General features: G+C 70.1%; 19 protein-coding genes. 16 read left to right on the top strand and 3 right to left on the bottom strand.

Annotated features, from left to right (window positions below):
• The first annotated feature begins 24 nt into the window (after positions 1-24).
• From OG943_RS36355 to dnaB, 12 genes are all read left to right on the top strand, one after another.
• Positions 25-927, top strand: a complete 903-nt coding sequence (locus OG943_RS36355) for a hypothetical protein (RefSeq protein ID WP_328605443.1) — start codon at positions 25-27, stop codon at positions 925-927.
• A 116-nt stretch (positions 928-1,043) separates the two neighbouring features.
• Entirely contained in the window at positions 1,044-1,406 is a 363-nt protein-coding gene (rpsF, locus tag OG943_RS36360; RefSeq protein ID WP_328605444.1) for a 30S ribosomal protein S6, read from the top strand.
• A gap of 18 nt (positions 1,407-1,424) precedes the next feature.
• Positions 1,425-1,934: a single-stranded DNA-binding protein gene (locus OG943_RS36365; protein ID WP_328605445.1), complete on the top strand. Its 510-nt coding sequence runs from the start codon at positions 1,425-1,427 to the stop codon at positions 1,932-1,934.
• A 42-nt stretch (positions 1,935-1,976) separates the two neighbouring features.
• The gene (gene rpsR / locus OG943_RS36370; protein ID WP_003098744.1) at positions 1,977-2,225 is read left to right on the top strand and encodes a 30S ribosomal protein S18; all 249 of its coding nucleotides are present in this window, start codon (positions 1,977-1,979) and stop codon (positions 2,223-2,225) included.
• Between the two features lie 11 nt (positions 2,226-2,236).
• Complete coding sequence (rplI, locus tag OG943_RS36375) at positions 2,237-2,698, top strand: 50S ribosomal protein L9 (RefSeq protein WP_091624600.1); 462 nt, start codon at positions 2,237-2,239, stop codon at positions 2,696-2,698.
• 106 nt (positions 2,699-2,804) lie between these two features.
• Positions 2,805-3,386: a DUF3558 domain-containing protein gene (locus tag OG943_RS36380; RefSeq protein ID WP_328605446.1), complete on the top strand. Its 582-nt coding sequence runs from the start codon at positions 2,805-2,807 to the stop codon at positions 3,384-3,386.
• Positions 3,387-3,621: 235 nt separating this feature from the next.
• Positions 3,622-4,233, top strand: a complete 612-nt coding sequence (locus OG943_RS36385) for a DUF3558 domain-containing protein (protein WP_328605447.1) — start codon at positions 3,622-3,624, stop codon at positions 4,231-4,233.
• Between the two features lie 178 nt (positions 4,234-4,411).
• Positions 4,412-4,771, top strand: coding sequence for a hypothetical protein (locus tag OG943_RS36390; protein WP_328605448.1), 360 nt, complete (start codon positions 4,412-4,414; stop codon positions 4,769-4,771).
• A 17-nt stretch (positions 4,772-4,788) separates the two neighbouring features.
• The gene (locus OG943_RS36395) at positions 4,789-5,373 is read left to right on the top strand and encodes a DUF3558 domain-containing protein (RefSeq protein ID WP_328605449.1); all 585 of its coding nucleotides are present in this window, start codon (positions 4,789-4,791) and stop codon (positions 5,371-5,373) included.
• 39 nt (positions 5,374-5,412) lie between these two features.
• On the top strand, positions 5,413-6,774 hold the full coding sequence (locus tag OG943_RS36400) for a hypothetical protein (protein WP_328605450.1): 1,362 nt from the start codon (positions 5,413-5,415) through the stop codon (positions 6,772-6,774).
• 11 nt (positions 6,775-6,785) lie between these two features.
• Entirely contained in the window at positions 6,786-7,589 is an 804-nt protein-coding gene (locus tag OG943_RS36405; protein ID WP_328605451.1) for an ESX secretion-associated protein EspG, read from the top strand.
• Between the two features lie 724 nt (positions 7,590-8,313).
• The gene (gene dnaB / locus OG943_RS36410; RefSeq protein ID WP_328605452.1) at positions 8,314-9,717 is read left to right on the top strand and encodes a replicative DNA helicase; all 1,404 of its coding nucleotides are present in this window, start codon (positions 8,314-8,316) and stop codon (positions 9,715-9,717) included.
• A 159-nt stretch (positions 9,718-9,876) separates the two neighbouring features.
• On the opposite strand, the gene OG943_RS36415 is transcribed toward dnaB, so the two are convergent.
• On the bottom strand, positions 9,877-10,560 hold the full coding sequence (locus OG943_RS36415; protein WP_328605453.1) for a haloacid dehalogenase type II: 684 nt from the start codon (positions 10,558-10,560) through the stop codon (positions 9,877-9,879).
• A 187-nt stretch (positions 10,561-10,747) separates the two neighbouring features.
• Here OG943_RS36415 and OG943_RS36420 point away from each other — a divergent pair, with 187 nt between their 5' ends.
• Positions 10,748-11,524 (top strand): dioxygenase family protein, encoded by a 777-nt coding sequence (locus OG943_RS36420; protein WP_328605454.1) that lies wholly within the window; start codon positions 10,748-10,750, stop codon positions 11,522-11,524.
• A gap of 64 nt (positions 11,525-11,588) precedes the next feature.
• Here the strand turns inward: OG943_RS36420 and OG943_RS36425 are convergent, their stop codons facing one another.
• Together OG943_RS36425 and OG943_RS36430 are read right to left on the bottom strand one after the other, a co-directional pair.
• Positions 11,589-14,792, bottom strand: a complete 3,204-nt coding sequence (locus tag OG943_RS36425; protein WP_328605455.1) for a beta strand repeat-containing protein — start codon at positions 14,790-14,792, stop codon at positions 11,589-11,591.
• A 216-nt stretch (positions 14,793-15,008) separates the two neighbouring features.
• On the bottom strand, positions 15,009-16,076 hold the full coding sequence (locus OG943_RS36430) for a hypothetical protein (protein ID WP_328605456.1): 1,068 nt from the start codon (positions 16,074-16,076) through the stop codon (positions 15,009-15,011).
• Between the two features lie 278 nt (positions 16,077-16,354).
• On the opposite strand from OG943_RS36430, the gene OG943_RS36435 reads away from it, so the two are divergent.
• From OG943_RS36435 to OG943_RS36445, 3 genes are read left to right on the top strand one after another with little or no spacing between them, the layout of a single operon-like run.
• Entirely contained in the window at positions 16,355-17,575 is a 1,221-nt protein-coding gene (locus OG943_RS36435; RefSeq protein ID WP_328605457.1) for an AI-2E family transporter, read from the top strand.
• Positions 17,572-18,720 (top strand): MacS family sensor histidine kinase, encoded by a 1,149-nt coding sequence (macS, locus tag OG943_RS36440; RefSeq protein WP_328605458.1) that lies wholly within the window; start codon positions 17,572-17,574, stop codon positions 18,718-18,720. The genes OG943_RS36435 and macS overlap by 4 nt, the downstream gene beginning before the upstream one ends.
• Positions 18,717-19,373 (top strand): response regulator transcription factor, encoded by a 657-nt coding sequence (locus OG943_RS36445; RefSeq protein ID WP_328605459.1) that lies wholly within the window; start codon positions 18,717-18,719, stop codon positions 19,371-19,373. Before macS ends, OG943_RS36445 begins: the two co-directional genes overlap by 4 nt.
• Position 19,374: the final 1 nt, after the last annotated feature.

Genomic DNA, 19,374 nt, shown 5'->3' on the forward strand with positions numbered 1-19,374 from the left:
CCCGGACCTTGGAGGACCAAGCTCGTGAGAACACGGCTCGTGCGGAAGACCCCCACCTGGCAGAGAACCCGTCGAGCACTGACTGTCACCGCTCTGGCCGCCCTGGTGACCGGCGGCGCGTTCCTCGGCTCCGGCACCGCCTCGGCGGCGACCACGCTGGCCGGCACCTGCAAGGGTTCGGTGAGCGGCAGCATGGGCGACAGCGTCGCGCTGCCGGGCGCTGCCGTGAAGGACGTCGTCCGCCAGGCCGCGCAGGAGCAGGTCAGCCTCTTCAACTTCCTCACCGTGTGGCCGGACGCGCTGGCGAACACCATCGCCGGCAAGGGAAACCTCGACGTCGGCCAGATCCCGGACTCCGCGGGCGGCACCATCGGCGGCGACGCGATCGGCACGGCCGTGTCCACCGCGTTGAAGGGCTCTAGCGGCCTCGGCATCACCAGCGGCACCCAGAACCAGGTGCTGACCGCGATCAAGAACAAGGTCGCGTCGGCCTGCACACTGACCACGCTCGCCACGAACTACACGGCGCCGTCGTCCTCGACGCCGACCAGCGGCCCGTCGAACGGCTCGTCCTCGAACCCGGGCACCGGCGGCGCCCCGCTCGCCAACCTCGTCCCGGGCAGCAACGGCGGCACCGCGCCGCAGCGCGACTACAACGGCATCCCCACCGCGACGCCGGGCACGGCGATCGCCCCCGGCATCCGCTACCCGGCCAACGGCACCCTGCCCGGTGACGCCTCGGCCCCGCAGCAGCAGATGAACAGCCAGGGCCAGGGCCCGGACATCCGCAACGCCGGGAACGCCCAGTCGCTCGCGACGCCGGGCAGCGCGAGCGAAGTCCAGCTGCCGATGCTGCTCGCGGTGATCGTGCTCGCCGGCGTGACGGCGGGGCTGGTGCGCACCTGGGTGCTGCGCCGGGCCTCCTGACGCCGCCTGGCCCACCCGCCGCGCGGGACTGTCGGTACCCCCGCGTACGCTTACCTGCGGCAAACCCTCCTGCTACGGACAGTCCGTGGCCGCGAGCCCATAGGAGGTGAGTGGTTATGTCACGCCATTACGAGGTAATGGTCATCCTGGACCCCACGCTCGACGAGCGCACGGTGGCCCCCACGCTGGACAACTTCCTCAACGTGATCCGCACTTCGGGCGGAAGCGTCGAGAAGGTTGACGTCTGGGGCCGTCGGCGCCTTTCGTACGAGATCAAGAAGCACGCCGAGGGCATCTACGCGCTGCTGGACCTGAACTCCGACGCGGACGCCGTCAAGGAGCTCGACCGTCAGCTGTCGCTGCAGGAAACCGTCCTGCGCACCAAGGTCATGCGCCGCGAGGTCAAGCGCGCCGCGGCCAAGCCTGTTGCTGCTGCCGCGGCCCCCGCTGCCGCTGCCCCTGCTGCCGCCAAGGCCTGATCCGAAGGGACGCCATCCGTGGCTGGAGACACCGTCATCACGGTGATCGGGAACCTGACTTCCGACCCGGAACTGCGCTTCACCCCGTCCGGTGCGGCGGTCGCGAACTTCACCGTCGCGTCCACCCCGCGCACCCTCGACCGCCAGTCGGGCGAGTGGAAGGACGGCGAGGCGCTGTTCCTGCGCTGCAACATCTGGCGCCAGGCGGCTGAGAACGTCGCCGAGTCGCTGACCCGTGGTGCCCGCGTGGTCGTGCAGGGCCGGCTCAAGCAGCGGTCCTTCGAGACCAAGGAAGGCGAGAAGCGCACCGTCGTCGAGCTCGAAGTCGACGAAATCGGGCCCTCGCTGCGCTACGCCACGGCGAAGGTCAACAAGGTCAGCCGCGGTGGCGGTGGCGGCGGTGACTTCGGCGGTGGCGGCGGCGGCAACCGCGGTGGCGGAGGCGGCGCGCCCGCCGACGACCCGTGGGGCTCCGCTCCTCCCGCAGGTGGCGGCGGCGGCGGTTTCGCCGACGAGCCCCCGTTCTGATCTCGTATTCATTACCCCAAGATTTGATTCCAGGAGTAGACAGTGGCCAAGCCACCCATCCGTAAGCCCAAGAAGAAGGTCTGCGTTTTCTGCAAGGCCGAGAAGAAGGGCCGCCCGGAGCTGATCGACTACAAGGACACCAACCTGCTGCGGAAGTACATCTCCGACCGCGGCAAGATCCGTGCCCGTCGCGTCACCGGCAACTGCAGCCAGCACCAGCGGGACATCGCCATCGCGGTGAAGAACTCGCGCGAGATGGCCCTGCTTCCCTACACCTCGACTGCCCGCTGAGGAGGCTCGTCATGGCGAAGATCATTCTCACCACGGACGTGGCGAACCTCGGCGGCCCCGGCGACATCGTCGAGGTCAAGGACGGCTACGCCCGCAACTACCTGCTGCCCCGCGGCTACGCGATCGCGTCCAGCAAGGGTGCCGAGAAGAACGTGCGCACCATCAAGCGCGCACAGGAGTCCCGGCGCATCCGCGACCTCGACCACGCCAAGGAAATCAAGGCGACGCTCGAGGGTCTCGGCGCGATCCCGCTGACCGGCAAGGCGGCGGAGGGCTCGAAGAAGCTCTTCGGCTCCATCACGGCCGGCGAGATCGTCGACGCGATCAAGGCCGCCGGCGGCCCGCTGCTCGACAAGCGCGTCCTGGAGCTGCGCGACCACATCAAGACGGTCGGCAAGCACTCCGTCGGCGCCCGCCTCCACCCGGACGTCAAGGTCGACGTCCGCCTCGAGGTCAAGGCCGTCGCTAACTGACGCCTGCTCCACGGTTCGAAAGCGGGGCGCTCCCCAACTACAGGGGGCGCCCCGCTTTCGCGTTTCGGCTGGTCCACCATCACAGCAGGAGAACAGGGGATTCCCCGTGCGCATTTCCCGCACCGTGCAGCTGACCGGCTCCGCACTCGGCGCCCTCTGCCTGCTCACCGCCTGCGGCGGCTCGTCGAACCCTTCGCCGTCCCCAAGCCCGAGCAGCACTTCGTCGGCCGACGGACCGAAGGTGCCCGCCCCTCTGCCCACCCAGGCCCTGCTCACCGACCCGTGCAGCATCCTGACCAGCGCGGAAGCAACCCAGGTCGGCCTTCGCTCGCCCGGCAAGAAAGACGACACGAGCAACCTGGTCAGCTGCACCTGGAAGGCCACGCAGACAGAACAGAACCAAATCGCGCTGACGCCTCTGCCGCAGAACACCGGCGGCATCAGCGACATCTACACCAAGAAGACCGGCGCTGCGTACTTCGAGCCCGTCGACATCAACGGCTACCCGGCCGTATACACCGACATCCAGGACGCGCGCGCCGACGGCAGCTGCACGCTCTGGGTCGGCATCACCGACCAACTCGCGGTCTCCGTGATCCCGAACATCGGGGTCGGCGCGAACAAAACTGACCCGTGCGGTGTCGCGAAAAGGTTCGCGACCGCGATGATCACGCACCTGAAGTCGTGATCACCACGAGCCCACGAACCTCGAGAGAAGCGCACGTCCTGGGGAATGGCGCCAACACCGTCGACATCGACACCCAGGCCGTCGCGAACTGACGCCGTTCCGCCGTCGAAAGCGGGGCGCTCCCTCTTCAGGGCGCCCCGCTTTTGTTGCTCCCCGGAGCTCCCAAACCGGCAGCGGGGCCAGCCACGCTGGGTTAGCATCCGAGTCGCTTCAGTACAGAATGAGGGGATTCCCCGTGCGCATTTCCCGCACCGTACAGCTCACCAGCGCCGCACTCGGCGCCCTGTGCCTGCTCACCGCCTGCGGCAGCAAGACCGACAGCGCCAACAAGCCGTCCGCGGCGCCCGCTCCGTCAAGCGCCGACGTGGCCGCGAACCTCAAGGTCCCAGCCCCACTGCCCACCGGCGATCTGCTCTCGAATCCTTGCGCGGTCATTGCACCCAGCCAGTTCGAGGCGCTCGGATTCGCCGGCGCGGGGACGAAGTCGGACAGCGCCGGCAACCCGAGCGTCGGACCGGACTGCCGTTGGGTATCCAAGAAGAACGACGGCAACCTCCTTTTCGCCGGCTCGTTGCCGGGGAACAAGAACGGCATCAGCGACATCTACGCCGGCAAGGCGCACGCCGCGTACTTCGAGCCCGTGACTGTTGCCGGGTATCCGGGCGTCTTCAGCGATATCCGCGACGGGCGTCCCTCGGGGAACTGCACGATCTTCGTCGGGATCACCGACCAGCTCGCCGCATCGGTCAACGCCCAGATCGCCTCGGAGGACGCCAAGTCGAACACCTGCGCTATCGCGCAGAACGTCGCGGAAGCGATGATCCAACATCTGAAGGGCGCAGCATGACCATCGCCCGGGAGTCGCACTGCTTCCGCGTTCACCCGTTCGGGTGCTTAACCAAGCGGCCGACCCTGGCTTTCCGTACTTTCCGAACCGCCAGCGGGAACCAACCGCGTTGAGTTACCATCCAAGTTGCTGATCTCGCCAATTGGGGAGCGGGAAGTAGCTAAGGGGGTCTTGGACCATGGCCGAAGTGCCACCACCAGCACCGATCCAGGTCGGCGGTTACGGCCCGGCCGGCGGGTACAAGTTCAGTGCGGACGAGGTCGACTCGGTCATCACGAAGTGGCAGGACCTTCTCGACAACCTCAATGATGACCTCGCGAACGCCCGGGTCATCGCCACTGTCAAGCGGCCGGCCGACGAGCCCGCCAGCAACGACTTCATCGACAAGGGTGCCAACCCGTCCGGGCAGACCCTGCTCGACCAGCACCACAAGATGGTTCAGTACGTGAACAACTACATCACCGCTCTCAAGGCTGCCAAGAACAAGATCACCGTGACCGAACAAGAGAACCGCGATTCCCTCGGCAAAAAAGGTTAAGGAGCCTGAGCTACCTCATGTTGCCCCGCACCGTCCGGCTCACTGCTGCGACCGTCGCTGCCCTCGGCCTGCTTACCGCCTGCGGTGGCGGCAACGGCGGCTCCGAGAGCCCTTCGCCGTCCCAGAGCCCGAGCAGCAGCTCGTCGGGCGCCGGGCCGAAGGTACCGGCGCCGCTACCCACCCAGGCTCTGCTCACCGACCCGTGCAGCACCCTGACCGCCGCGGAAGCGGCCCAGATCAGCCTTCGCTCGCCCGGCACTAATCGCAGCACGAGCGCCATACCCGGCTGCACCTGGAAGTACACACAGACAGAGCAGGACCAGATCGCGCTGAAAGCACTGCCGCAGAACACCGGTGGCATCAGCGACATCTACAGCAACAAGCCAAACTCCGTGTACTTCGAGCCCGTCGACATCAACGGCTACCCGGGCGTGTTCACCGACATCCAGGACGCCCGCACCGAAGGAAGTTGCACGCTCTGGGTCGGCGTCACCGATCAGCTGGCGGTCTCCGTGATCCCGAGCATCGGGGTCGGCAAGAGCGACCCGTGCGGGATCGCGAAGAATTTCGCGATCGCGATGATCGCACACCTGAAGTCGTGATCACCATGAGCCCAAGAGCCTCGGAAGGAGTGGCACATCATGGGGAATGATGCCAACACCGTCGGCAAGGAACTGAAGTACGCCGCGGCTGGTGCAGGGGTTGGTGCCGCCGTGGGGTCGGTCGTTCCGGTCCTCGGCACTGCGGTCGGCGCCGGCGTAGGCGCCCTCGCCGGCAGCCTGGTCGGTCTGTTCAGCGGCGGTCCGGAAGCGCAGAACGCCGAAGCGAACGTCGGCGGGCGGTCGATTGACGCCAGGACGATCTGGGAGAAGATCAATCCCGGCAACTCGCAGTCCCTCGACCAGGGTGTGGCCGCGGCCGGCACGCTGCAGCAGGTGCATGCCGACCGCGTCACACAGATCGACCAGCTCAACAAGAACATGGACGCCGCCTGGCAGGGTGGTGGTGCGACCGCCGCACAGGCTGGCGCGCACCCGCTCGGTATCTGGCTGGACGCCTCGGCCGGCAACCTTCAGAAGAGCCACACGTACCTGAACACGCAGGTCGAGAGCTTCGGCACCGTGCACAAGAGCGTGCAGGAGATCGCGAAGGACCCGCCGTCCGCGGGGTTCCTGGACGGGGTCAACCCGTTCAGCGACAAGGACGACCAGATCAACAAGTACAACGAGGTCGGCAAGGCCAACGTCCAGGCCTACACGAACTACTACAACGCCAGCGGCACCAACGCCGGCGGGCTGCCGCAGTACCAAGCGTGGACAGGCAACAACCTGTCGAACCCCCCGGGTGGCGGCGGCAAGTTCCCCGGCGGCCCCGGCAGCGGCGGTGGCGGTGGGTTCAACGGGGCCGGCGGCGGAGGTGGCGGCGGGAGCTTCACCCCGCCCAACATCGGGAACACGCCGCCGAAGTTCGACACCAAGGTGCCGACCGGCAACCTGCCCAACGGGCCGGGCCACATCGGTGACCCGACCTCGAACCTGCCCACCGGTTACACCCCGGGATCGGACACCACGTCGGCGTCGAGCTACGTGCCTCCGTCCCTTGACCCGAGCAGCTTCGGCCCCGGTGGCGGCTCGAGCTTCGGGCCGGGCGGTGGCGGCGGCGGTGGCTTCGGCCCCGGTGGCGGCGGAGCCGGCTCGGGCTCGGGCATCGGCGGAATGGCCGGCTTCGGGCCAGGCGGGTTCGGCGGCGGCGGTGCGATGACCGGGGCCGGCGGTGGCGCCGGAGTCGGTGAGGGCGGAGCCGGTGGCATCCGTGGCGGTGCCGCGGGCGGCGGCACGGCCGGCCGGGCCGGTGCGTCCGGCATGGGCGGCATGGGCGGCGGCGGCAAGGGCGGCAAGGGCCCCGGCGACGAGGACCACGAGACCAAGTACCTCGTCGAGGAAGACCCCAACGAGCTGTTCGGCTCCGATGAGCTGACCGTTCCTCCTGTCATCGGTGAATGAGGCCTGGAAACGTGATCACTCTGGACCGCCCCACCAAGTTCACCGTCCCGACGCTGCTCAACCTGATCAAGCGCCGGGGCGGTGAAGCGCACCAGACGTTCTCCGACGTGCCGACCTTCTACGACGAGACCGCCGAGCGCGCGCTCGACCAGCAGGTCAACGCCGTCCTGACCGAGAACGGCCTGATGGGCGCGCGCGGGATGGACCGGGACCTGCTGAGCCTCGTCGAGTCGATCTCGCACCCGCAGCTGGAGTACTACGGCTGGTTCGACGGGGAGTTCGAGGACGGCAGCCCGGCGAACTACTCCGTGCTCGTCGGCAGTGGCAGCGGCGGCGGGTTCGGCCTGATCAAGATCGCGGGCGAGGACACCGTGACGGTCCAGCGGCAGCGTCCCGACCTGCTGCTGCAGACCTTCCTCGACATGATCCCGCAGGGCCGGGGCGCCACCGGGCAGCCGCTGGTGACCAGCAAGGCCGAGTTCGAGAGCGGCCGGGCCGCGTCCGCGGAGGACGAGACCCAGCGCTCGATCATGCGGTCCGCGCCGGGGCGGGGCGAGCAGCTCTCGCCGCTCAAGGAGATGCAGCGCATCCTCAAGGCGCCGCGGACCGGGGCCGGCAGCCTGTACGTCGCGGCGCGGCCGAACGGGGGCCGGCGGCGCCGGAGCCCGCGGCCGCTCAACTTCATCGACGTGAGCGAAGGCCGCTGGCTGATGGAGGAACGCCCGGGGCGGGACGACTCGCTCGTGGTGTTCACGCCGGGCACCCCGCAGGTGATCGGGGAGCGGATCCGGAACGCGCAGAGCGCGTTGGGCTGACCTGACAGCACTACGCCGGGTGGGGTTTCCGCCGTGCCAAGTCAAAATGGCCGGCGGGTGAACCCCACCCGGTTTTCGTGCCCGGCGCCCCCTGCGGGGTTCCTACCTGCGGCTTCTCACTCAGCGGTTACGCAGCGCAGCGGGACGGCCGGTGCTGCCGCCCCCCGTCGTCCGTTCAGCCCACCGTGTCATGGCTCTACGCTCCGTAGCATTCATCCACAGGCGGCTGAACCGGGTCAGTCGCGACACGCCGAACGACGCGCCGGGCGCGACACGCCGGACGAGTTTCGACAAAGTTCTCCACAGTCTCTGCACAGGGCTTGACCTGCGGTTCTGTTCAAGCCGATCAGCCTTGTCCCCAACTTGTCCACAGCACATCGGCTACCTGTGACTGGTTGCCCCCAGTCATCCACAAGTTGTCCACAGGACGGTCAACACCCGGAATTGCATTGCTCCTAATGAGGGATCTAGCGTTCGCTGTCGCCCAGTACTCACGGTGGCGCCCGGCGTGGCAGTCCATCGGCGAGAGGGACGCCGTACATCATCAGGAGGGGTTCGGCGGACGACTGGGAAAGCCGGGGAGGATCCGGCATAATCGAACTGGTGTTCGCATGACTCGGGTTTCGACGCGCGGGTCGGTGCAGGGCGGTTCGACACATGACCTGTTCGAGAAGTGACGTGTGAGCCGGCCGGGTTGCGGTCGGCCGAGGAGGTGTCCGGGGCGGTGGCGGTGACCGACGACCGCGGTCCGGCGTACGCGGAGTCCGACCCGGGTCCGAGCGACCCCGGGTCCGGCGGCTTCGACCGCCAGCCGCCGCAGGACCTCGCGGCCGAGCAGTCGGTGCTGGGCGGCATGCTGCTGTCGAAGGACGCGATCGCCGACGTCATCGAGGCGCTCGGCCCCGGCGACTTCTACCGGCCCGCGCACCAGGCGGTGTACGACTGCATCCTCGACCTCTACGGCCGCGGCGAGCCCGCCGACCCGATCACGGTGTCGGCTGAGCTGGAACGGCGGGGCGAGCTCGGCCGCGTCGGCGGCGCGCCGTACCTGCACACGCTGATCGCGACTGTCCCCACCGCGGCCAACGCCGGTTACTACGCCGAGATCGTCTCCGAGAAGGCGGTGCTGCGCCGGCTCGTCGAGGCTGGCACGCGGATCGTGCAGTACGGCTACGGCGCGGCGGCCGCCGACGGCGCCAACATCGACGAGGTCGTCGACCGCGCGCAGGCCGCGATCTACGACGTCACCGAGCGGCGCACGAGTGAGGACTACGTCGCGCTCGAAGACCTGCTGCAGCCGACCATGGACGAGATCGACGCGATCGCCTCCCGCGGCGGCCAGTCACAGGGCATCCCGACCGGGTTCGCCGACTTCGACGAGCTGACGAACGGCCTGCACCCCGGCCAGATGATCATCGTCGCGGCCCGTCCCGGTGTCGGCAAGTCGACACTGGGCCTGGACTTCGTCCGCTCGGCGTCCATCAAGCACGGCCTGACCAGCGTCATCTTCTCGCTGGAAATGAGCCGGACCGAGATCGTCATGCGCATGCTCTCGGCCGAGGCCAAGATCCGCCTCGCCGACATGCGCGGTGGCAAGATGTCCGACGACGACTGGACCCGGCTGGCCCGGCGGATGAGCGAGGTCTCCGAGGCGCCGCTGTTCGTCGACGACTCGCCGAACATGACGATGATGGAGATCCGCGCGAAGGCCCGGCGGCTCAAGCAGCGGCACGACCTCAAGCTCGTGATCGTCGACTACCTGCAGCTGATGACGTCGGGCAAGCGCGTCGAGTCGCGGCAGCAGGAGGTCTCGGAGTTCTCGCGGCAGCTCAAGCTGCTGGCGAAGGAGATCGAGGTACCGGTGATCGCGATCTCCCAGCTGAACCGTGGTCCGGAACAGCGCACCGACAAGAAGCCGATGCTGTCCGACCTGCGTGAGTCCGGCTCGCTGGAGCAGGACGCGGACATCGTCATCCTGATCAACCGCCCGGACGCCTGGGAGCGCGACGACCCCCGCGCCGGCGAGGCGGACCTGATCCTGGCGAAGCACCGTGCCGGCCCGACCAGCACGATCGTCGTCGCGCACCAGCTGCACTACAGCCGCTTCGTCGACCTCGCGCACGACTAACTCGATCAGCACCGGCCCGAGGGCCAGGCCCATCCCCACGTCTTCAACCGCGATGAGCCGCAGGCGCCGCCACAGGTGCTGGGCGACGTCCGCCGAGGTTGTGTACATCTCGTAGGCGGCGACGGCGAGGGCGGGCAACCATTCCAGTGCCGCCGTGAATCAGGCCTTCTCGAGTTGATCGGCGAGGTCGGCCAGGCCGTCGGCGTGCCAGTCGAATCGGTCCGAGGAGGTAGGTGGGTCGCCGATGGGGCGGGCGACGTAGGCGGTGCGGAGGCCGAGGCCCTGCGCGCCACGCAGGTCCCAGGCGTGGGCGGCGACCATCAACAGCCGTTCCGGCGGCCTTCCGGAGACGGTGACGGCCAGTTGGTAGACCGCCGGGTCCGGCTTGTAGGTCTGGGCCTCTTCCGCGGAAAGGGCCTGGTGCCAGCGCAGTCCGGCGTGGGCGTTGAGTCCCAGTAGCGCGGTCCGGCTCGCGTTGGAGAGGCCGATCAGCGGGAACCGCTCGGCGAGCCGGGCGAGCCCGGCCACGGTGTCGGGCCACGGCGGGAGCCGGCGGCCGGACCGGGCCAGCGCCGCCACCGCGGCCGGATCGTCGGCCCCGGCCGCGTCGGCGATTAGCCGGGCCGCTTCCTCTTCGAGGACGTCGCTGGGGAGGTAGGGCCGGTCGCCGCCGAGGATGCGCTGTTGTTCGCGGTCGATGTGCCGCTGCCACACCAGCAAAAGCTGCTCGACCCGGGCGTCGTCGAGTGACGGGTCCAGGTTCCGGATGCCGGCGCGGATCCCGGCAGGCTCGTCGACGAGCGTGCCGAGCACGTCGAACACAACGGCATCGATGTCCGGCATGGCGAGGTCTCCCGAACGGCGCAGGGGGCTCACTTCGGCCGAGTGAGAGCTAAAGCGACTGTCAGCCGAACGTAGGGGAGGGCTCTCGAACGGCGCAAGCGCGGCGCGACCACCGGCCGGGGAATATCCCGGACCCGGCCGATGTCGCGTACTCTGATAGTTGAAGTTTCAAATATTGGAGGCAACGATGGCGACAACGCCGGTCCTATACCTCAGCCACGGTGCGCCGCCACTCGCCGACGACACGACGTGGACCCGGCAGCTGGCGAGCTGGTCCGCGAACCTGCAGCGGCCGAAGGCGATCCTCGTTGTTTCGGCGCACTGGGAAGAGGCGCCGCTGACGCTCGGGGCGACCACCACCGTCCCGCTGGTCTACGACTTCGGGGGCTTCCCCGAGCGCTACTACCAGGTCAAGTACGCCGCGCCCGGCGCGCCCGAGCTGGCCGTCCAGGTCCGGAAGCTGTTGCACTCCACCACAACGCCGGTGCACGACGCGCCGGAGCGCGGGCTGGACCACGGCGCGTACGTGCCGCTCGTCGAGATGTACCCCGGCGCCGACATCCCGGTGCTGCAGATCTCGATGCCCTCGCTCGACCCGCAGGTGCTCTTCGACGTCGGCCGCAAGCTCGCGCCGCTGCGTGACGAGGGCGTGCTGATCATCGGCAGCGGCTTCTTCACGCACAACCTCAGCGCCCTGCGCCAGGTCGACGGCACCGGCGGCACGCCGCCGCAGTGGTCCGCCGAGTTCGACCAATGGGGCGACGAAGTGGTGCGCGCCGGCGACGTCGACGCGCTGCTCGACTTCCGGCACAAGGCCCCGGCCGCCGCCGTCGCGCACCCGCGGATCGAGCACTTCGCGCCGCTCTTCGTCTCGCTCGGCGCCAGTTCCACCGAGGGCTCGGGCCGCACCGTGATCGACGGGTTCTGGTACGGCCTCGCGAAGCGCTCACTCGAATTTTCCTGAGCGGACAAGGAAACAGGCCCAGAAGCTGGCTGCTTCTGGGCCCGTTCCGGGTCTAGCTAGTTGTTCACTTCTTGAAGAAGCCGGTCACCTTCGCGGCCAGCTTCTGGATCGCGCCCAGGGGCGACGAGTCCATGCCGGCCAGCGCCGGAACCTGCGCGGCCGGCAGGGCCGGGACGCCGGGCAGGGCCGGGAGACCCGCGGTCGGCAGCGCGGGCAGGCCCGCGGCCGGCAGGGCCGGGACACCGGGCAGAGCCGGCAGCGCGGGCAGACCGGCGGCCGGCACCTGGGCCGGCATCGTGGTCGGCACGCCCGGCAGGGCCGGGAGCGCCGTCACGGCGGGCAGCTGGCTCAGCGTCGGCAGCGAGGCCTTCACCGGCAGCTGAGCCGGGACCGCCGGCAGGGTCGGCAGGGTCGAGGCGTCGGACCGCCCGGGGGTGCCGGGCAGGGCCGGAACACCCGGCAGGCCCGGCAGCGCCGGCGCGTGCACGCCGTTGCCCAGACCGGTCAGCGACGGGAGCGCACCCGCACCCTTGAGCTGCTGCAGCTGCTCCAGCGCGGAAAGCCCGCTGACCTGCGGCAGGTCGGCGCGCTCCGCACCCGGGATGGGCAGCATGGACATCGCCGGCAGCTGCGGCATCGCGGAACCGCCGGACAGCGCCGGGAGGCCCTGCGACAGGTTCGGCAGCGCCGGGAGCTGGTCAACGGCCATCTCGTCGCCGAGCGGCGCGTCGAGCGAAGGCTCCGTCAGATCGGTGGAGTCGGTCCCCTCCGAGGTCGCGGTGCCCAGCAGCGCCAGCGGAACACCGAAGACGGGCACGTCGACCGGCAGGGCGTGGTAGAAGTCGTAGCCGGACAGCGCACTGCCGTCACCATCGGTGGTGGGGGTGCCCCCGTTGGTGGCGGTGATCATGTTGTCGCCTACAGCGTGCGACACACCGGCCGCGCTGACCGCGTCGTCCGTCACGTAAGGCACCGCGGTGATCGGGAAGTCGATGAGGTCGCCCGAAACGGCGCCTTCGACGCCCGACGTGGTGTCGTCACCGGCGGTCGTCGCCGAGGTGCTGTTGGTGGCGTCCGAAGAGGACACCCCCGCGGCCGAAACCGAGTCACCGATGACCTGCGCCACCGGCTCCGCGTCCGCACCGACGATGTTGCCGGCGACCGCGCCTGCGTCACCGTTGGTCAGGGAGCTGCCGCCCGCGGTCGAGGTGATGTCGTTGGTGCCGCCACCGTGGCCCAGCGCCGCACCCGCGATGCCGGCACCGAACGGGGTGACTGCGCCGCCGATCGGCGCCTTCACGATGTTGCCGGCGATGCCGCCGCCCTTACCGTCGGTGCTGGCGTCGCCGCCGGCCTTCGAGTCGGTCAGGTTGTCGGCCCAGCCGGTGCCGATGCCGCCGACGGCGCCACCGATGCCGTGGCCCTGCACGGGCAGCGAGACCGGGGCCTCGACGATGTTGCCCGCGCCGGCGCCGTTCGGGCCGCTCGCGTGCACGTCGCCGCCGGCGCCCGAGGTGGTGTCGGTCGAGGCCTTGCCGTGGCCCTGGCCCAGCAGCGCGGCACCGGTGCCGAACACCTGCACCGGGAGCGACGCCGGGACGGTGCCCAGGTTCGAGCTCAGGAAGCCGTTGTCGTCGGCGGTGTTCCCGCCGCCGCCGCCCTGGACGACCTTGGTCTCGTGCGCCTCGGCCGAGCCCTGGCCGATGAACGAGCCACCGACGCCGAACACCTCGGCGGGCACGCCGACCGGCACCTGGACGATGTTGCCCGACCCGGAGGAGTCGTTGCCCTGGCTGCCGTCGTAACCGCCGGCCGTGACGGTCTTGTCCTCGTTGGCCGTGCCCGACGCGTTGCCGATGTGGCTGGCGCCGATGCCGTAGACCTCGGGCGCGCCCGCGGCCTGGGTGTTGACGACGTTGGCGCCGAGCACGGAGCCGTTGCCGCGGGTGTAGCTGCCGTTGCCGGCGTTCGCGTCGACGGTGTTGTCGCACGCGGCGTGGGAGTTGCCGATGTAGGTCGCGCCGACACCGCAGACGTCGACCGGGAGGGCGACGGCGGGGTCGACCACGTTGGCCGAGCCGGCCGCGTTGTCACCGGAGGTCTTGACGAAGCCGCCCGAGTCCACCGTGCTGGAGGTCGCGCCGACCGTGCTGTCGCGGTCGATGGCCTGGCCGGTGGTGGCGTTGCCGATCCACGAGGCGGCCACGTCGGCGACGTTGGCGACCGGGCTGAGCTGCGCCGCGGCGGCGGTGCCGGCCAGGAACGAGTTGTCCCCGTCGGTCTCGATGTAGGTCGGCGTGCCGGCCAGGCTGCCCGGCCGCTTGTCGCCGGCCTTCGCGTCGGCCGAGGAGTTCGACGCCGTGTCGGCGTCCGAGCCCCACACGCCACCGGCGTTGCCGTTGAACTTCACCGGCAGCGCGATGGGGGCGCCCACCACGTTGCCCGTGCCGGCGCCGCCCTTGCCATTGCTCTTGATCGAGCCACCGGAAGTGGCGGAGGTGTCAGCGGCGTACGAGCTGTACGCGTTGCCGAGCAGGTACGAGATCGCGTTGCCGGTCACCTGGACCGGGGTGGCGAACTGGCCCGCGACGACGTTGCCGGACAGGCCGGAGCCCTTGCCGGTGGTGTCGATGTTGCCGGTCTCGGACGCGCTCTGGGTGGCCGAGCCGCCGTGCACCGCGCCGCTGCCGCCGGCCACGCCGACGCCGTTGCCGGCGAGCTGCACGGGCAGGGCCCAGTCCAGCGCCACGACGTTGCCCGCGAGGCCGGAGTTCTTACCGTCGGTCGCGATGTCCTGGTTGTGCGACCAGCTCTGGTCGTGCGAGGTGCCGTCGACGTGCGCGTCGCCGATCACGCCGACCGCGTTGTCCACGACCTGGATCGGGACGACGACGTCGCCGGAGACCTTGTTGCCCTTGAGGGCGTCGTTGGTCGGCGTGAGCTGCCGCGGCGCGTCGGCCTTCGGCAGGCTGTCCGTCAGGTTGGCCGCGCCTGCGGGCGACTTCGCCGAAGCGAGCGCGTCCTTGACGGCGGAGGTGACCGGCTTGGTGCTGATCACACTGTGGTAGCTGGGGACGTTCAGCTGCCCGAGGGGGGTGCCGATCGCGTTGTTAGCCGCATCGAGAGGAACGGTGGCGTTCAGGTCGAGCGGGGAGGCCGGGGTGTCAGGGTTGACGTTCTCGTCGGCCGAGGCGATGCCGGTGCCCAGCATCAACAACCCACCCGTGACCAACGCGGTCTGGAGTCCGCGCTTTGCCCAGGTCTGCATGGGGTTTTTCTCCTTCATTTCGGGTTCCCTTGCGGGCTTATGGGGGTGCGCTCGTGCGATCTCGCACAGTGAGCAGCGCACCGGAGGGGGTGGTGCGGCGGCGGGCGCGGAAAGTGCGCACGCGAGAAACCCGCGGGTTCAGTCGGTGACGCCGGGCCGGCACGCGAAAAGGTGCCTGGCTTCAGGGCGCGTCAACGACCCCGCGGGTGAGGTGAATCAGTCAGGAGTGACGCCGGGCTGGTTGCCCGGGCTGAGCGGCGTGTGCCGCACACCGGCGCGGGTCGAACCCGCCACGGCGCTGTCGACGGCCGCGGTGACCCACGAGGGGACACCGAAGTTCAGGACGTCGAGGTGGCCACCGGGGGCGGTGCTGCCGCCGCCGGGGACAGTCGGGATGCTCGGGGGAGCCATCGGAAGCTGCCCCGGGGACAGCGGCGCCGGCGGCAGGTTGTGGTGGTCCCCGTGCGAGGAGGCACCAGTGCTGTCGACCGGGACGTCGAAACGCGGGAGGCCCGAGAGCGGGAACATCGCGCGAACGGCGTCGGTGGTGGAAACCGCGGCTGCGCCGAGGTTCTGCGCCGGGTCACCGGTGATCCCGGTGGCGGCGGAGTCGGGGGCCGCGGGCTCGACCGGCGGGACCGGGAGCGCGGGCAGGTCGACCAGCTTGCCGTTCTGGCCCGGCTCGAGCAGGTCCAGGACCTTGCGGCCGAAGTCCTGCGTCTCGGGCGACGGGGTGACGGCCTGCTCGATGACCTGGCGGGTGTCCTCCGGCTTGCGCGCGATGTGCTCGGCCGCGCCGAGGGTGCGCTGCACCGGGTGGAGGACGGCCTCCTGGCCGAGGTCGGTGACGGCGTCGCTGACGCGGCCGGACACCTCGTGGTCGGCGGCGGTCCGGACCTGGTCGGTGTGCGGGCCGCCGATGTGGTCACGCGGGTCGAGCGGGCAGATCGGGCGCGAGGTGCCGGGCTCGGACCACGTGGTGGCGTCCTGCTCGCAGGCACTCACGGAGTTGACCGCGCCGACCGCGGCACCGGCGACCTCGCCGGTGAAGTCCGAAACGCCGTGGGTGACGTCGCCGAGGTTCGCGACCGTGGCGTCGGTGACCGGCGTGACGCTGGCGCTGACCCCGCCGGCTTCGATGCTGTTGGTGTCGGCGGACGCGGCGGCGGAGGAGACGGCCCACGCGGCGGCGGTCGCTGCCACGGCACCACCGAGCACGAGGAGCGCACGCGAAGCGAGACGGCCGACGCGCATCGCGTCCCGTCCCTCGTTCGCCGCGTTCATCACTCGTGCTTCTCCTCAACTGGGTCCCACCGGTGGTTGCGGAACCGAGACAACCAGCAGCTACCGCCGCCGCGCACCCTTGACACGGCTTGATGCCACCATCGTGTGAACAACACAGAGTGTGTTCGACTCTCACGAAAAGTGATCGGCACTGGCGGGGCCGGGTTACTCCGGAGTCGGTCTGTCAAGCGTCCTATCGGGCGAAGCGCGGAACGCGCCGATGCCCGGACGTCGCCGTTTCGCCCGGAATTGTCGGTGGGACCGATACGGTTGATCTCGTGAGCCAGACTGGGCGCGAACGGCGCGAACAACCGTTTCTCACCGAAGAGACCGACGTCACCGGACTGATCCCGCGCGGCCTGCGCGTCGGGGCGGCGCTGGCGTGGCGGTTCATCGTCGTGATCGCCGCGTTGTACGCGGTCGTCTGGCTGATGGGCTACCTCTCCGCGGTGGTCATCCCGGTCTCGATCGCGCTGCTGCTCTCGGCGCTGATGGCGCCGGCCGTGTCGAAGCTCGTGGCCTGGCGGTTCCCGCGCGGGCTCGCGACGGGGATCGTGCTGATCGCCGGCCTGGCCGTGCTGGGCGGGCTGCTCACGTTTGTCATCACGCAGTTCTCCAGCGGCCTCCCGCAGCTGCAGGAGCAGCTCAACAACAGCCTGAACCAGATCAAGGACTGGCTGATCAACGGGCCGCTGCACCTGCGCCAGGAGCAGATCCAGGACTTCATCAACCAGGCGATCGGCTTCATCCAGAACAACCAGTCGTCGCTCACCACCACGGCGCTGACCACGGCCGGCACGATCGGCGAGATCCTCACCGGCTTCGTGCTCGTACTGTTCGTCACGATCTTCTTCCTGGCCGGCGGCGAGCACATCTACTCGTTCCTGGTGCGCGGCGTGCCGGCGCGCGTGCGCAAGCGCGTCGACGTCGCCGGGCGGCGCGGGTTCGCGTCGCTGGTCAGCTACATCCGCGCGACGGCCGCGGTGGCGGTGGTCGACGCGGTCGGCATCGGCATCGGCCTGTGGATCGTCGGCGTGCCGCTGGTGATCCCGCTGGCGACGCTGGTGTTCCTCGGCGCGTTCATCCCGATCATCGGCGCCGTGCTCGCCGGCGGGGTCGCGGTGCTGATCGCGCTGGTCACCAAGAGCTTCATCGGCGCGGTCATCGTGCTGGCCATCGTGATCGGCGTGATGCAGCTGGAGAGCCACATCCTGCAGCCGCTGCTGCTCGGGCGCGCCGTGCGGCTGCACCCGCTGGCCGTGGTGCTGGCGATCGCCACCGGGCTGGTGGCCGCGGGGATCGCGGGCGCGCTGCTCGCCGTGCCGCTGCTCGCCGTGCTCAACGCCGGCATCCGCTCGCTGCTGCACGAGCACGACCCGGATCCGGCGACCGTCGACGCGCTGCACTCCCAGGCCGCTCAGCCCAACGACGCCAAACCTGGCCCGGACGACAAGGCCGAGGCGACGGCCCGCGGCGAAAAGGACAACGAGAAGAAGTGACCTCGCCGGCCACCCGTGACCCGGCGACCCCGCTGTGGCGCGCGGTCGTGCTGCTGCGGGTGCTCACCTGGTTCTTCGCGCTGGCCGTGGTCATCGGGCACCGCGCCGAGTTCGAACGGCCCTGGCTCGCGTGGGCGGTGGTCGCCGCGATGGGCGTCTGGTCGCTGGCCACCAGCGTCGCGTACTGGCGCGCGTCGAGCCGGTGGACCTGGCTCGTGGTGCTGGACGTCGTGGTCACCACGGCGCTGATGCTCACCTCGCCGCTGATCCTGTCCCCCGCGCAGTACGCGGCGGCGACCCCGCTGATCACCACGGTATGGGCGGCCGCCGGGCCGCTGGCGGCGGCGACGCGGTTCGGGGCGGGCGGCGGTGTGCTGGCCGGGCTCGTGGTCACCGTCGGCACCGGCTTCGCGCGGGAAAAGCTGGACCTCGACGTCGCCCGCGACGGTGTGCTGCTGTGCGCGAGCGGGCTGCTGATCGGCATGGCGGCCACGACGGCACGGCGTTCGGCGGAAGCGCTCGCGCGCGCGTTGCGCACCGAAGCCGCCACGGCGGAGCGAGAACGGCTCGCGCGCTCGATCCACGACAGCGTGCTCCAGGTCCTCGCGCGTGTACGGCGGCGCGGCCTCGAGGTCGGCGGCGAAGCGGCGGAGCTGGCGAAACTGGCTGGGGAGCAAGAGATCGCGTTGCGCGCGCTCGTCACGACGGAGCCGACGTGGGCGAGCGCGGGCGGTGGCGGCGGCTTCTCGGACCTGCGGTCGGCGCTGCAGCTGCTGGCCACGTCGTCGGTACAGGTTTCGACGCCCGCGGGCACCGTCGACCTGGCGACACACGTCACCGAGGAGCTGGTGGCCGTCACGCGCGAGGCACTGTCCAATGTGGAGAAACACGCGGGGCCGGACGCGCACGCCTGGGTCCTGCTGGAGGACCTCGGCACGGAGGTGGTCGTGAGCATCCGCGACGACGGCCCCGGAATTCCCGCCGGACGGTTGGAACGCGCGGCCGGGCTGGGGCATCTGGGTGTGGTGGAGTCCATCAGGGGGAGGGTGCGCGATCTCGGCGGGACCGCGGCCCTGGAGACCGCTCCGGGCAACGGCACGGAGTGGGAAGTGCGGGTGCCGAGCACAACGAGGGGCGAACGATGACGGACGGCACGATCACGGTGATGGTCGTCGACGACCACCCGATCTGGCGCGACGGCGTGGCGCGCGACCTGGCCGAAAACGGCTTCGACGTGCGGGCCACCGCGGCCGACGCGCCCGCGGCCGTCCGGATCGCGCGCACGGTGCGGCCGTCGGTGGTGCTGATGGACCTCAACCTCGGCGGGACGTCCGGGGTCGCGGCGACGCGCGAGATCACGACGGCGCTGCCGGAGACGAAGGTGCTTGTGCTCTCGGCCAGCGGCGAGCACAGCGACGTGCTGGAGGCGGTGAAGGCGGGCGCGTCCGGCTACCTGGTGAAGTCGGCGTCGGTGGCGGAGCTGGTGGACGCCGTCCACCGCACGGCCGCCGGCGACCCGGTGTTCACGGCGGGGCTGGCCGGCCTGGTGCTGGGCGAGTACCGGCGGATGGCCGACGCGCCCGATGGCGGCGCCGAGCCGCCGCGCCTGACCGAGCGCGAGACGGACGTGCTGCGGCTCGTCGCGAAGGGGCTCACCGCGCGCCAGATCGCGGAGCGACTGGTCCTCTCGCACCGGACGGTGGAGAACCACGTGCAGTCGACGCTGCGGAAGCTCCAGCTGCACAACCGCGTCGAGCTGGCGCGGTACGCGATCGAGCACGGGCTCGACGAAGACTGAA

Source organism: Amycolatopsis sp. NBC_00345 (assembly GCF_036116635.1).
Taxonomy (GTDB): Bacteria; Actinomycetota; Actinomycetes; order Mycobacteriales; family Pseudonocardiaceae; genus Amycolatopsis.